At 37.2% G+C, this 15,201-nt stretch carries 13 protein-coding genes and 1 tRNA gene; 8 read left to right on the forward strand and 6 right to left on the reverse strand.

Annotated elements, in window-relative coordinates; all coding sequences use genetic code 11:
- The first annotated feature begins 41 nt into the window (after nt 1-41).
- The 7 genes from AC0L6O_RS14920 (at nt 42) to AC0L6O_RS14950 (ending at nt 8,006) form a co-directional block, all read left to right on the forward strand.
- Nucleotides 42-1,184, forward strand: coding sequence for a Gfo/Idh/MocA family protein (locus AC0L6O_RS14920; RefSeq protein WP_473303455.1), 1,143 nt, complete (start codon nt 42-44; stop codon nt 1,182-1,184).
- A gap of 6 nt (nt 1,185-1,190) precedes the next feature.
- Entirely contained in the window at nt 1,191-2,795 is a 1,605-nt protein-coding gene (locus AC0L6O_RS14925; RefSeq protein ID WP_473303457.1) for a sulfatase family protein, read from the forward strand.
- A gap of 104 nt (nt 2,796-2,899) precedes the next feature.
- Nucleotides 2,900-3,352: a DUF1569 domain-containing protein gene (locus AC0L6O_RS14930; RefSeq protein WP_473303458.1), complete on the forward strand. Its 453-nt coding sequence runs from the start codon at nt 2,900-2,902 to the stop codon at nt 3,350-3,352.
- Between the two features lie 2 nt (nt 3,353-3,354).
- Complete coding sequence (locus AC0L6O_RS14935; RefSeq protein ID WP_473303459.1) at nt 3,355-4,266, forward strand: S66 peptidase family protein; 912 nt, start codon at nt 3,355-3,357, stop codon at nt 4,264-4,266.
- Nucleotides 4,267-4,282: 16 nt separating this feature from the next.
- On the forward strand, nt 4,283-4,756 hold the full coding sequence (locus AC0L6O_RS14940) for a hypothetical protein (protein ID WP_473303460.1): 474 nt from the start codon (nt 4,283-4,285) through the stop codon (nt 4,754-4,756).
- Nucleotides 4,757-4,766: 10 nt separating this feature from the next.
- Nucleotides 4,767-5,225, forward strand: coding sequence for a nuclear transport factor 2 family protein (locus AC0L6O_RS14945; protein WP_473303461.1), 459 nt, complete (start codon nt 4,767-4,769; stop codon nt 5,223-5,225).
- 312 nt (nt 5,226-5,537) lie between these two features.
- On the forward strand, nt 5,538-8,006 hold the full coding sequence (locus AC0L6O_RS14950) for an outer membrane beta-barrel protein (RefSeq protein WP_473303463.1): 2,469 nt from the start codon (nt 5,538-5,540) through the stop codon (nt 8,004-8,006).
- Nucleotides 8,007-8,043: 37 nt separating this feature from the next.
- Here the strand turns inward: AC0L6O_RS14950 and AC0L6O_RS14955 are convergent, their stop codons facing one another.
- From AC0L6O_RS14955 to AC0L6O_RS14975, 5 genes are all read right to left on the reverse strand, one after another.
- Nucleotides 8,044-9,006: a YheT family hydrolase gene (locus AC0L6O_RS14955; protein ID WP_473303465.1), complete on the reverse strand. Its 963-nt coding sequence runs from the start codon at nt 9,004-9,006 to the stop codon at nt 8,044-8,046.
- A gap of 212 nt (nt 9,007-9,218) precedes the next feature.
- The gene (locus tag AC0L6O_RS14960; protein ID WP_473303466.1) at nt 9,219-11,486 is read right to left on the reverse strand and encodes an autotransporter outer membrane beta-barrel domain-containing protein; all 2,268 of its coding nucleotides are present in this window, start codon (nt 11,484-11,486) and stop codon (nt 9,219-9,221) included.
- A gap of 13 nt (nt 11,487-11,499) precedes the next feature.
- A complete protein-coding gene (locus tag AC0L6O_RS14965) occupies nt 11,500-11,646 on the reverse strand; it encodes a hypothetical protein (RefSeq protein WP_473303467.1) in 147 nt (48 codons plus the stop codon).
- A gap of 228 nt (nt 11,647-11,874) precedes the next feature.
- A tRNA-Leu gene (locus AC0L6O_RS14970) sits at nt 11,875-11,958 on the reverse strand.
- A gap of 90 nt (nt 11,959-12,048) precedes the next feature.
- Nucleotides 12,049-13,287 (reverse strand): ABC transporter permease, encoded by a 1,239-nt coding sequence (locus AC0L6O_RS14975; protein ID WP_473303468.1) that lies wholly within the window; start codon nt 13,285-13,287, stop codon nt 12,049-12,051.
- 104 nt (nt 13,288-13,391) lie between these two features.
- On the opposite strand from AC0L6O_RS14975, the gene AC0L6O_RS14980 reads away from it, so the two are divergent.
- Nucleotides 13,392-14,654: an asparagine synthetase B gene (locus AC0L6O_RS14980; protein WP_473303469.1), complete on the forward strand. Its 1,263-nt coding sequence runs from the start codon at nt 13,392-13,394 to the stop codon at nt 14,652-14,654.
- Here the strand turns inward: AC0L6O_RS14980 and AC0L6O_RS14985 are convergent.
- A complete protein-coding gene (locus AC0L6O_RS14985; RefSeq protein ID WP_473303470.1) occupies nt 14,651-15,127 on the reverse strand; it encodes a hypothetical protein in 477 nt (158 codons plus the stop codon). The genes AC0L6O_RS14980 and AC0L6O_RS14985 overlap by 4 nt on opposite strands.
- Nucleotides 15,128-15,201: the final 74 nt, after the last annotated feature.

Genomic DNA, 15,201 nt, shown 5'->3' on the forward strand with positions numbered 1-15,201 from the left:
TATTTATTCGCATATTTGACAAATATTCAACTCTCTTTATAATGAAAAACAACAGAAGGAATTTTATTAAAAACGTAGCATTAAACTCTGCAGGTTTAGGTCTTTTAGGAGCCATCCCAAACAGTGTCACTGCTCATAAATCAATCATAGCCAAACCGGACCTAATAAAAACTTGGGACAAACCTCGTTTAAAATTTGCCGTAATTGGCATGAATCATGGCCACATTTATAGCATGACAGAAGCCATCAAAAGAGGTGGCGGAGAGCTAGTTTCTTACTATGCCAAAGAAGCTGAGCTAAATGCAGCTTTTGGCAAAAGGCACCCAACAGCTAAACAAGCTAAAAGCGAACTAGAGATTTTAGAAAACAAAGACATTAAACTGGTTTTAAGTGCCGGAATCCCTTGTGAAAGAGCTCCTTTAGGCATAAGAGTAATGAAAGCTGGCAAAGACTATATGTCTGACAAACCTGGTATTACTACTTTAAAACAATTAGCTCAAGTAAGAAAAGTTCAAAAAGAAACTGGGCAAATTTATACCATTGTTTATAGTGAGCGTCTTGAAAACAGAGCTACCGTAAAAGCTAGTGAACTGGTAAAAGCTGGTGCCATAGGCAAAGTGGTACAAACCATAGGTTTAGGACCGCACAAAATGAGACCAGAGACCAGACCCGATTGGTTTTATGACATGAAACAAGTAGGCGGTATCATTACAGATATTGCTTCGCATCAATTTGACCAATTTCTACATTTCACAAACTCTACAGAGGCTAAGGTATTAGCAGCACAGGTTAAAAATGTAAATCATCCGCAGTACCCAGGTTTTGAAGATTTTGGGGATGCCATGGTGCAAGGAAACGGAGGCTCTGGCTATGTAAGAATAGACTGGTTTAGCCCAGATGGATTAAATACTTGGGGAGACGGAAGACTAACTATTTTAGGTACCGAAGGTTTCATTGAAATAAGAAAGAACATTGACATAGCTAGGCATGACAGCGGAAATCATCTTTACATGGCTGATGGTAAAGAAACCATTCACATGGATTGTAAGGACATTGAACTTCCTTTTGGCCCTCAAATGGTAGACGATGTTTTGAACAGAACTAATACTGCTATGTCGCAAGAACATTGTTTCTTGACCATGGAACTTGCCCTCAAAGCACAAAAACTAGGTCTTAAAAGCTAATTAATCATGAAAAAAGTAACCTTATACTCCTTTTTGCTACTTTTCAGTTTAGCTTCTTGCAAAAAAAAGGTAAAAGTAGAATTGCCTAACCGACCTAATATTCTCTGGATTTCGGCAGAAGATTTAAGCCCTAGAATGGCAGCTTATGGTGATTCCACCATTTCTACGCCAAACTTGGATAGACTAGCAAATGAGGGTGTAGTTTTTGACCATGTGTATACATCAGCAGGTGTATGCTCTCCTGCCAGAAATTCCATCATCACCGGTAGATACCAAACTAGCAATGGCGGCCATAACATGCGAACTATGGGCATTCATGATACTCAAAAGCTTGGTTTGCCTAAAATGTACAACTCTGTACCTCCACCAGAGGTCAAATGTTTTCCTGAGTATTTAAGAGCACAAGGATATTATACTACCAATAATGTAAAAACTGATTATCAGTTTACCGCTCCTCCTACGGTGTGGGACGAGGTGAGTACTACGGCAGACTGGCGAGGAAGAGATGGTGACCAACCTTTTTTCAGTGTTATTAATTTCACTACCACTCATGAGTCTCAAATATGGGCAAGAGCAGACCATGAGTTAAGAGTGCAGCCAGAAGATGTAAAACTCCCACCTTATTACCCTGACAATATCATTTCAAGAACCGATGTTGCCAGACATTACAGTAATATGTCTGAACTAGATGACCAAATAGGTGAAGTACTAGCAAAACTTGAGGAAGATGGTTTATTAGAGAATACTATCATTTTCTTCTGGGGTGATCATGGTGATGGACTTCCATTTTATAAAAGAGAGGTTTATAGAAGAGGGCTTCATATTCCTTTAATAGCTAGGTTTCCGAATAAAGGAAATGCAGGAACCAGAAATATGGACTTCATAAATGCCATTGACCTTGGACCGACAGTACTTTCCCTTGCGGGCATAGAAACGCCTTCTCAAATGTATGGAAAAGCATTTTTAGGGAAATATAAAGCTGATTCTGACCACGAGTATATTTTTGCGGCAAGAGATAGAATTGATAATGATTATGATAGAGTGCGTTCTGCCATGGACCATCAATATCAGTACATAAAAAATTATAATCCAGAAAAACCACTTTATATGGATGTAGATTATCGAAAGGGAATACCTACAATGAAGATGATTTTAGCTCTTAAAGAAGAAGGGAAGTTAAACGACGCTCAGTCTTTTTGGTTTCAGGAAACAAAACCTGAGGAGGAGCTTTATGACTGGCAGAATGACCCTTACCAGCTAAACAATTTGGCAGCAAACCCTGAACATGCTGAAACGCTACTTAGACTAAGAGAAGCTCTGGAAAACTGGGTAGCCGAAACGGGTGATTACGGAGCTATTCCTGAAAAAGAAATGCTAAGCGAAATGTGGAATGGGCAAAATGCTGCTCCTCATACAGCCAAGCCTACCGTTTACCCAATGGGTGAAAAAACCAAACTGACTAGCATGACCGCTGGAGCTTCTATAGCATACAGAAAAAGAGGAGCTCAAAGATGGGAAGTATATACCAAACCAATAGAAACGAAATCCGAATCATACGAATGCATGGCCATGAGGCTAGGTTACGAACCGAGCGAAATAGTAATCTTTTAACATTTAAAGGTTATTTGACGCAAAAACCTTCATAATTAAGTACTCGAGCTTTCTAGTTTAGAAAAAGGAATTGCATATTTAAGGAATAATAAAAATAAAGCTTGATGAAGAATATTTTTGAAGCGGCTGTAACCAATGAAATTATTGGAAGAATAAATCAACTTTCGCCTGAGAGTAAAGCAATATGGGGCAAAATGTCTGTGCCTCAAATGTTAGCTCATTGCTGTGTAACTTATGAAATGATTTATGATGAGACTCACCCTAAAGCAGGTTTCTTCAAAACGCTTATCATGAAGCTTTTTGTAAAAAACATAGTGGTAGGTCCAAAGCCTTATAAAAAGAACAGTCCTACTGCTCCGGCTTTTGTAATTAAAGACAAGAGAAATTTTCAAACAGAAAAGAAAAGACTGATTGACTATCTTAATAAAACACAAGAGCTGGGAGGAGCTTATTTTGACGGAAAAGCGTCAAACTCATTTGGAAACTTAACTGAAAGTGAGTGGAACGTCATGTTTTATAAGCATTTAGATCACCATTTAAGTCAGTTTGCAGTTTAAGAATGAAGCTAGAAGCACTCATAAAGCCACCCGCTCTTAAAAAAGGAGACCAAGTCGGTATTGTCTCCCTTTCTTCTGTTTTAGATGAGAAAAGGCTTTTAGAAGGTAAAGAAATTATTGAAGACAGTTTTGGTTTCAAAATCGTCTTTTCAAACAATATTTTAAACGTTCATCATAATTTCGCTGGCACAGACCAAGAGAAAATAGAAGCCTTTCAGGCGATGCTAGACAATCCTGAAATCAAAGGAATTATAGCAGGAAGAGGTGGTTATGGAGCCTCTAAGATCATTGACCAAATGAATTGGAATAGCTTTAAGCAAAATCCAAAATGGCTTGTTGGCTTTTCTGACCTAACAGTAGTTCATCAAAAACTTCAAAGTTTAGGCATACAGTCTATTCATGGACCTATGATGGTAACCCTAACTAATGATGCTGCATCTACAGAGTCCTTAAAAAAAGCATTAACAGGAAAGGCTTTAAAGTATAAAGAAAGAGGACACCATTTTAATAGAGAAGGCGAATGTGCTGGACAAATAATTGGAGGAAACCTTTGTCTCTTAGCTCATAATATTGGTTCATCTTCTGACATCAGTTTTGAAAATAAAATCCTATTTCTGGAAGACGTGGGAGAATATTCTTATAATATTGACAGAATGATGGTGCAATTAAAAAGAGCTGGTAAACTTAACAACCTAGCAGGATTGATAGTTGGACAGTTTTCTGATTCTAAAGAAAACGCTATTCCTTTTGGTAAAACGGCGTTTGAAATCATCCAAGAACATGTATCTGAATTTCAATATCCTGTCTCTTATGATTTCCCTATAGGTCATGATGATGAGAACCTAGCTGTAAGATGTGGCGAGGTAATGAAACTAGAAGTATTTAAAAACCAGGTTAAATTAACTTCAATTTAACCCTAAGTATAAAAAAATGAATCAAACTAACACGCTCAAAAACACCCAAAGAACATATATAGCTATTGCTTTAAGCCTATTATTATTGGCTGTAGCTGTATTTTACCTCATCCAATCTGGCGATATTTCAAAAGGCTCGTCTTACATGAGTATTCTGTTTAAAGCTGTGCCTATGAGTATAGTTATAGGTCTGTCTGCATCATTTTATTTAGGAAACAAGCACCTAAAGGAAGCACGAAAAGCTAAAAACCTGTCGAGCAAATTAGACTTTTATAAAAAATCTGTTTTTGTAAAGAACTTATGCCTCGCCATACCTGGTTATTTAGCATCTATTGCAGCCATCATGTCTGGCGAAACACAATTTCTGTTTATTGCCTTAGCTGTTTTGGTTGTTATGTTGATAGCATTTCCTACAAATAAAAAAGCTAGCTCTCAGCTTGAACTCAATGATAACGAAGCTGCCGAATTAAAAAAGTGGATGTCTGCTTAATACCATTCTTATGAAAAACCTTTTACAGAAATTCTATAGTGCCTTTGCAAACCAAGACGCCGAAACTATGGCCTCATGTTATCATGAAGACGTAGTATTTGAAGACCCAGCTTTTGGTAGATTACATGGAAAAGACTCCGGCGACATGTGGAGAATGCTTTGTAAAAATGGAAAAGGTGTGGAAGTAACATTTTCTGAGCCGATAGCAGATGAAGAAAAAGGCTTAGTAAAATGGGAAGCCAAATATACTTTCAGTCAAACAGGGCGTCCTGTTCATAACATTGTCTTGGCAAAGTTCAAATTCAAAGACGGCAAAATAATAGAACATATAGACACCTTTAACCTTTATACTTGGGCTAAACAAGCCATGGGATTCAAAGGTCTTCTCTTGGGTAATACTGAGTTTTTTAAGAAAAAACTTAATCAAACGACCACCTCCACCTTGAAGAAATTTCAAGAAAAGCTTTAAGTTCAGTATCCGATTTCCCCTAATTCTAGGCCATTGTACGCCCAACAAACAAGCATATCCCCTCTTTTAGCTAATTTGTAGCCACAATCCCCTTACTTAACCTTTTCCTAGCTTTCATTTGCTTAGGCTTGCAACCTTATGCCTTTCTATGCCATCTGGTGTACAAATTATGAAAGAACCATTCATCTAGTTTATCGAACCACTTGTGTATAAACCATTACCTTGCTATACACAATACCCATACCTTTGAACTGTCATTTAGGAAAACATATCCCAAAGACCAAAGCTATTACGACATAAAAAATACAAAAAATGAAAAAGCTATTACTTACAATTTTCGCCCTTGCAGGAACATTGAGTTCATGGGCACAAACCAATTTCCAGGTCACAGGAAATGTTCTTGATGAACAGTCGGAAGTGATGCCATTTGCGAATGTACTTCTACTTAATGCTGCAGACAGTTCTTTAAACAAAGCAGTAGCTTCCGAGATGGATGGAGCTTTTATTCTGGACAATTTAGCCGAAGGCGGATATTTTGTTAAAATCTCGATGGTAGGTTATTCCGAATTTGTGTCTCCTAAATTCAAGTTAGGACAAGCCACACCGAAATTTGAATTTCAACCAATAAAGCTAACAGTGGCATCAAACGAACTGGGTGAAGTAACAGTAACGGCGAAGAAACCTTTTATAGAGCAGCAGATTGACAGAACCGTGCTAAATGTAGAAAACAGTATAGTAGGAAGCGGAAATACGGCTTTAGAAGTACTGGAAAAAGCACCAGGCGTGGTAGTTGACCGACAAAACAACGCTCTTAAATTAAAAAACAAGAATGGTGTTTTAGTTCAAATTGACGGAAGACGTAGTTATTTATCAGAAGAGGCATTGATGCAAATGCTAAGCAATATGAATTCTGACGAAATCACCTCAATAGAAATCATTTCTAATCCTTCTGCTAAATATGATGCTTCTGGAAACTCTGGAATCATCAATATCAAATTGAAGAAAAATAAAGCTTTTGGAACAAACGGTTCAATAAACGTAGCTGTTGGAGACTCCTACCTACCTAACTCTACCGATGATTTATACAGAGCATCTACCAATATTTCATTAAACCACAGAAACAAGAAAGTAAACGTTTTTGGAACTGCAAATGTAGGTAGAAATGCTTTTTATAATGACAATCATCTTATGAGAAGCACAAACTTTGAAAGCTTGAGAAGTGAGTTTGACCAAGTGTCTCAAAGAAATGGTAATGGTATTTATAGCTCGGCAAAACTTGGTGCAGACTACTTCGCTACTGATAAAACTACCTTAGGAATTATGTTTGATGTCAATAACTGGAATGGCAACATGAAGTCTTCTGGCTTAACAGAAATCATAGAAAGACAAAGTGATGTGCTTAGTCAAAGTTCATTAATTCCAACTTCTGATAGAGAGATGGACAACTGGAATTACACTGCCAACTTTAATGTAAAGCATAACTTTGATGACAAAGGAAAAGAAGTAAGTTTTGACGCTGATTACAGTGGTTTTAGAAACTACGCTTTCCAAACATTCGACACTGATTATTTTGATGGTAATCAAAACTTAACCGAAAGTATTCGCCAGCAAAACAGCACACCTTCTGACATTAATATTTACGCTGCTAAAGTTGACTTTGTAATACCTACAGCCAACAAAATGAAAATTGAGTTTGGTGCCAAAACTAGCTATGTAAAAACCGATAATGACTTTGTGTTTGAAGTGGAAAACGACGGAGCATGGACTATTGACCCAGGTAAAACAAATCACTTTGTTTACACGGAATTTGTAAACGCAGCTTACTTTAACATAGGAAAACAATGGGACAAAATAGGTTTCCAAACTGGATTAAGAGCAGAGCATACTAAATCAGAAGGAAACTCTATCACCCTTGACCAATCTGTACCTCGCTCCTACTTAAGCCTTTTCCCAACGGCATTTTTAAATCAGAAAGTAAACGACAAAAATTCGCTGAGATACTCGTACAGCAGAAGAATAGGACGTCCTAACTATCAACAACTTAACCCGTTTTTATTCTTCTTAGACCCTTATACTTTTGAGCGTGGAAACGAGTACTTAAAACCACAATTTACTGATAACTTAGAACTTACATATACATATAACAACGCCATCACACTTACATTAGGCTACGCCAATACAAATGACTTTATGATGCAGGTGATAGAGCAAGATGATGAAACTAGAGTTACTTTTCAAACGACCACGAACCTTGAAAAAGTAGAAAACTATTCTGCCAACTTATCTTTCCCTATTCCGGTAACTAAATGGTGGAATATGCAGAATAACATAAACTTATATTATGTAAAATATTATGACAGCGACTTAAGCGGTGGTACCTTAAATATAGACCAAACGGCGTTTAATTTTTATACAAGTAACAACTTGAACTTTAAGAAAGGCTGGTCTGCAGAAGCTAGTATGTGGTTTAACTCACCACAGATAATGGGAATTATTAAGCAGTCAAAACCTCAATACTCGGTAAATGCAGGTGTTCAAAAGACTATTCTTGAGAAAAAAGGTCGCATCAAATTTAATATCAATGACATCTTCTTAACCTCTTTCTTTGCAGGTGCTATTGATTATGAAAATGTAGACTTACAAATTGATAACAGGTGGACTAGCCGAAGAGTAACCTTAAGCTTTAACTATACTTTTGGTAACCAAAACGTAAAAAGTAGCAGAAGAAGAAGCACTGCCACAGAAGACTTAAAAAGTAGAGCTGGCGGAAACGGTAACTAAGAACAGCTTTTAATTTCCTCAAAAAAAGGTCTCTGATTTATTCAGAGGCCTTTTTTAGTTTTTGATAAAAGGCCAAAGCTTGGTCTTCTACATAGGTACTTTTTTGCCCCGACTGCATAAAGCCTACATGCCCTCCTTCTTTGGGTAATAATAAATTAAGGTTAGCATTACTTTGGGCTTCGCCCAAATCAAAACACTTATCACCCAAAAATGGGTCATTTAAAGCCTGAACTATCAAAGTTGGTACTTCTACCCTACCTAAAAGAGGTTTAGCTGAGGCTTGAGCATAAAAGTCGAATACATCTTTATAACCGTGCAAAGGAGCCGTATAACGGCTATCAAATTCGAAAAAATCATTGGTTTTAGCTGAACCTTGGAAAAAGGTGTTATCAGGAAATTGAACTGATTTTTGCTTAATTTTCACTTCTAATTTTCTTAGAAAACGGTCCATGTAAAAGCGTTTCATAGGCTTTTGTAATTCTTCTACCGAATTCTGTAAATCTAAGGGTACAGATGCTACTGCCGCCAGTTTAACCTCCGCAGGTAAAAGTTCAGGTTTTTCGGCAACCAACCTTAATGTCAAACTTCCGCCCATACTAAAGCCTGCTAGTACCACCTCTTTATATCCCCTTTCCTTTATGGCATACTCTAAAACAGCTCTTAAATCCTCCGCATCTCCATGATGATAAAATTTTGGCAGTCTGTTCATTTCACCGCTACAACTACGGCAGTTCCAGCCCAAACCATCAAAACCTTGCTCTTGAAACTTCTGAATCATTCCTGTTACATAGTGGCGTGAGGCATCTCCCTCTAAGCCATGTGTCACTAAAATGAGCTTATCGCTGTCGTTATTGACCCATTCTAAATCTAGAAAATCACCGTCAGGGAGTTCTATTCGCTCTTGTTCATAGGGCAAATCGACCTTTCTAAAAAAACTTGGGTAAATGGTTTGAAGATGACCTTCAAATTGCCAAAAGGGAGGAGAAAAAGAAGTTTTCAATTTTTATAGACTGTTTTTAACAAGATATCATGAATAGCCGAATAAAAAGATTTTGCATCGACTTTCAGAGTAACAGTAAAAACGCCTTGATAGTTTAACTATAAAAATGAAAAGGTCCACCTCGCCGTTCTTTACGGAACGGCGAGATGAACTTCGTTTATAGCTTATTTCACGTTTATGTATAAGTATTTTATAGAAAAGCAGTAAGTCGTCTATCGAATCAATGCCTTTTTTGTAAATACATGCCTCTCACCAGCCATACTTACAAAAAGGACACCATCCGAAGTTCTTTGAGGTCTTACTTCATATCCCTCCGCTGTATCATATATATCGAAAGGAATACTTCTTCCTGTAATATCTAAAATACGTAGCTCTGAATCTTTAATATTAGTTCTAATCTGAATAGTGTGATTTCTAACAGGATTTTCAAAAGTGAAATAATCACCATCTATTTCATAATTAACCGCTATTGTTTTAGAGTAAGAAAACTCTCCGTTAGTGTCGATCATCTTTAACCTGTAATAATTAAGACCTTCTTTAGGGTTAAAATCATCATGATTATAATTTTTCTGACCTTTGCCAATCCTAGCAATACCCTCAAAATTTACTGCATTATTACTCCTTTCTAAGTGAAAAGATTGAAAATTTTCATATGCTGTGGCTTCCCAAGAAACATTAATTCTACGCTCTAACTGCTTTCCCTTTAAAGAAACTAATTTGACAGGAAAAACGCCAAGACCAGCACTCTCTGGATTTAACCCTATAACCAAAGTATTATTAGCCAAGCCTAAACTACCATCAGCTCCAGTTGTAACCATTTGAGATACATCAAAAATGTTTTCTGGTTCAGTTCCAAGCCATATAATTCCATCGCCTGCTAATAAGCCTTCTCCAACCAAGGTCAATACTGGTTCTATAACTACTTCTTCTGTAACAACTGGTATAAGTGCTCCTAATGGGTCTAAAACATTTACAATCCAATTAGTAACCTCTACTACAGTTTCAACTAAGACTTCCACTACAGTTCCCTCTTCAAAAAGGCCAAATTCACTCGATATAACACCTTCGTTATCCACCCTTCCAAAAATCAATATATCGCCATCCACCACTATCTGATGATTGTTCACAAAAGGAAGAAGCTCTATTCCTGACACCCCCATTTGTAAATCTGCACCAACATGAATATAACCACCATTGGTGAACTCTCCATTATTAAGACAGCCAGCTTCTATCTCTACTATCGAAGTAGCCGTATTAATAAAGTGACCATAGGCGTTTTGAAAATAACCTAACAGCATTCTTGCTCCACCTGTATTATTGCAAGTACCTCCGTTAAGAAACAAACCAGCATCTCCTAAAACATCTAGACCCAATACCGCATCAGAACCATTATTATTCCATACGGAGCCAAGACCCACCTCCACTACTCTTTCTCCCAATAACTGGACTGTGCCAAAGTTATTTAAAAGATCTATTTCTATGGGTGATGTTAAGTAATTACTCCCGTCTCCTTTTTGCCTTAAAAGGGTAATATCTATTTCGTCTTGGTCAATATTAATGGTTCCAATATTGGAAGCTCCAAGTATTTCTATACCATCACAGCTTAAATTGATAATACCAGAGTTAAATAAATTTTGGGTCAACAAAGTCCCCGTACTTAAATCAATCAGACCGTTATTTAATAGCCCAATATTATTTATCAATGAATCTAAAAAGGTAAGAGCTCCAGAACTATTAACAATAAACGAACCTCCGTCATTTAAAACCTTCCCACCCAAAGTAGCTGTGGTGCAACCTAGATTTATATCGCATAAATTCAAAATCTCTTCACACAGCACTGTTCCTGCCGTGCAATCAATTAGACCATTCCCTAAAAGTCCCACATTGTTTATAACTGAATCTAAAAAAGTAAGAACTCCAGATATATTTACATTTATTCCTCCACCATTGTTTATTAATTTCCCATCTAAAGATGCGGTTGGGCAGTCTAAATTTAGGTTACCCAAATTAAGGATATCCTTTGTTAACAAAGTACCTGATGTACAATCTATTAAACCAGTATCCAAAACACCCACATTGTTTATAACGGAGTCTAAGAAAGTAAGAGAACCTGTGGTGTTGGTGATAAAAGTACCGCCATGATTTTTAAGCTTACCTCCTATAGATATGAGAGGATTTCCGTCAACTATATTGACAATTCCACCCTCATTTATTTCTAAATCAAAATCGCCGATAAACTCATTAGATGGTAACGAACCACTAGATGGACTCCAGTTACCTCCATCTGTTACACAAATATCAATTATTGAAGTATTATCATTTATAAATCCCGTCCAAGAACCATTCACGCATATTCCTCCACCATTTGATGTAAAATTACCTGCACCACTCGCTAGTGGCCAAGTAGGTTGGCACGCACATTGCCCTAAAACAAATTCAGGGCTTACAATTATTGTAAGTAGTAATAATATTTTTTTCATGTGACATCATTTTTTAAGGCTGAAACTGATTTGAACCAAAGTCAGATACCGACCCAGTCTTCAGCGTTAATGATGAAACAGAGCCTAGCTTTTTTAGGGATGGCTTCTTATAGCTTCTTTTGCCTGATACTTGTAGAGTAATAATAGTTTGTTTTTTCATTTTCCTGATAGTTTATTGTGAGATTCCAACATTACATTGAACTATAGGTGAAAAACTATGCCATTTGAAGAATAGGAAACATTTTTTTTCGGCAAACGGCGACATTAATGACAATTGTCAACTTTTCAGGTTGGCATTTTTAAATTCAGGGTAAACCCTGAGTGGCGTGCCAAAAAAATGAGGAAGGCTATAAAAAGAGAAAGCCTCCTAAAAGGAGGCTTTCTTGAGTACCCAGAGCCGGGGTCGAACCGGCACGATATTGCTACCATTGGTGTTTGAGACCAACGCGTCTACCAATTCCGCCATCTGGGCATTCTTTGGGTTGGGGGTGCAAAAATAGAATAACAGGATTTATTCACAAAGCTTTTCCCCCAAACTTTTTCAATTAAAATTTAATGACACTTATTCATACCTAAGAGACTCTATAGGGTCAAGCTTGGATGCTTTATAGGCCGGATAAAATCCAGAAAGTAAACCTACCCCGATACACACTACCAGCCCTATCATAATCCAACCCCAAGGCACCAAAAAGACAGATTCGTCAAACATTAATGAGGAAACAAGATTTCCACCTACTATACCTAATAAGACGCCTACCAGCCCTCCAAAAAGACAAATAATAATAGCCTCTATCAAAAACTGTAACCTTATTTTAATAGGGCTAGCACCTAAAGCCTTCCTAACACCTATTTCACGCGTTCGCTCCGTCACAGATACCATCATAATATTCATTAAAGCTATTGACGCTCCCAATAACGTAATAATTGAAATTACAAGGCCACCCATTTGCATAGCTCCCGTAATACTTTCTGTTTGTTTCACTAAACTATCAGCACGTTCTATTTTAAAGCTATCATCTACCCCAATTTCATCTCCACGTACTCTCCGCATAACGGCAGTAGCTTCGCCAATAGCCTCTTCTATATTGTCCACACTCTCTACAGAGGTGGTTATTTCATAAGAAAAGTTACCATTAATATCATACTGCCTACCTGATGAAAGAGGAATTAAAATCACCCTATCATCTCCTCCGCCAGATAAACTTCCTTTTTGGTCTAAAACCCCAATCACTCTATACTTATTCCCTTTAAAAGCAATCTCTTTTTCTAATGGAGCCTCCTTTGGAAAAAGTGTTTTAGCAAGCTCAAAACCTATAATGGCAACTTTTGAGGCCAATTCCATATCGGTTTCATTGAGGTTTCTTCCATTTTGAAGGTTGTAAGCCTTAATTCCTAAAAATTGCTCATCTACCCCTATTACTCTCGTATTCGGATTAGTTTTTATAGAGCCATACTTCACCTCTGCACTTCCTGTAACACCAGTATATACACTCACCACGGCATCTTCCTCAGCCATAAAAAGCTCTTTAAACTTTTTGGCTTCTCTATATACTATAGGTGGTAACACTTTATCTCGCACTCCTCCTTGTCTACCTTGACGTTGTTCCACCAAAATATCGAAAGTGTTAGCTCCCAAACCAGACAAACTTTGATTTACGTTATTTTGAATACCGTCTACCGCCGTCAAAATTCCTACTAAAGCCAGTATACCAAATGCTATAATAGTAGCAGTAAGAACTGCTCTTAGCATATTGGCTTTTATAGCTCTAAAACCCTCTGCTATGTTTTCTTTTAAATTCATTAATCTTTAGATTTTATTCTAATTCGTAGTGTTTCGGACACTATTTGGTAGCCAAATCGGTTATATTTACAAAATTGGAAAGAGTAATCAAAAGTAACAAGCCAGTGAAACGAGTCTTATTGCCGCTTATCATTTTTTTGACCATTTCTGGGTCTTTAAGAGCAAATCAGCTCCTAGTTCCTATGGACGACAGTCAAACTAATCACCTAAAATCTTACGGTTTGGTGTATTGGATATTGGACAGTTATGACCTAGAGGTAGACTGGCTTTTAAATTACCGCGGTGGTAGTTTTATGTTTCCAGCTACCCAAGAATTTATCAACGAATGCGTAATAAGAAACATTAGTTACGAAGTAATTTCAGAAGCTGATGGGGCTCAGATTTTAGCTTTTGTAAAAAATCCTGACGCCAACATGGATGCTGTCAAACTTCAGAAAGTACCCAAAATAGCTGTTTATTCTCCAAAGAGTACACAACCATGGGATGATGCCGTTACCATGGCCTTAACTTATGCCGAAATCAAGTATGTCAAGGTTTTTGACGAAGAGGTTTTGGAAGGTAAGCTACCTGAATATGATTGGTTACACTTGCACCACGAAGACTTCACAGGGCAGTTTGGTAAGTTTATTAGAATGCGTGGCCAGTCATGGTACCAGCAGCAGCAGATGGAAGCCGAAGCCATTGCCACTAAATATGGTTATGATAAGGTGAGCCAAGCTAAATTAGCTGTGGTTAATAAAATTAAAAACTTCGTTTTAGGTGGTGGATACATGTTTGCGATGTGTAATGCTACCGACACCTATGATATTGCTTTGGCAGCAGAAGGCCTAGATGTAGTAGAGACTCCTTACGATGGAGATGGTGCAGACCAATCTGCCGACTCAAAACTAGACTTTAGTAAAACTTTTGCTTTCAAAGACTTCTCCCTTATATATGACCCATACATTGTAGAGTTTTCAAATATTGACCATACTAGCCAAGAGCGTGAGGTTAATGAAAGTAATGATTACTTCAATCTTTTTGAATTTTCTGCCAAATGGGATCCTATTCCTACCATGCTTACGCAAAACCATAATAACCTTATCAAAGGATTTATGGGCCAAACCACTGCTTACAAAAAGAACTTGATTAAGCCAGAGGTGGTAATTTTAGCAGAAAATAGGGAGCTAAACGAGGCTAGATATATTCATGGTACTGTTGGCAAAGGTTTCTGGACATTTTATGGAGGCCATGACCCTGAAGATTATCAGCATTATGTAGGTGAAGAACCAACAGATTTGAATCTTCATCCAAATTCTGCTGGTTATCGACTAATCCTTAATAACGTTTTATTTCCTGCGGCAAAGAAGAAGAAACTTAAGACCTAAGCATGCACTAATTCTCTCTTTCCCTCATTAACTTTATCTACTCTCAGGTAAGTATTCATTGTATTTAAATACCATCCTGAAGTTATCAGAACCACATTCTTTATGATATATTGACCTGTTAAGGTTAACGTAAAATAAGACTGCCAGGTATCAGACTGAAGCAACACTAATGGAATAAAAGTGCAAGCCATATGGCCTAGCATCACATAGAACGTGAGTTTAGTTAGCTTAGGAAACAGCCACATTATTCCTACTAAACACTCAAAAGCTCCAAAAACTGGAATGAATACATCAATAGATACGAACGGAGCCAAGGTTAAATCAAACAGCTTATGAACTAAGTTTTCTGCAGGTGATGTACCTATAACTTTCAAAAAACCAAACCAGAAAAAAACCGTACATAGTGCTATTCTACTAAATAAATCAACACTTCTTAAGGCCTTATATTCTTCAAAAACATCTTTACTCTTCATTATTATAAATCTTTAAAAAGTGTAAGTCATTTTATAGACGACTTACACTCATGATGCTGTCAAATCATCTGCAA

The organism is Arcticibacterium sp. GJ41-1, assembly GCF_055808875.1.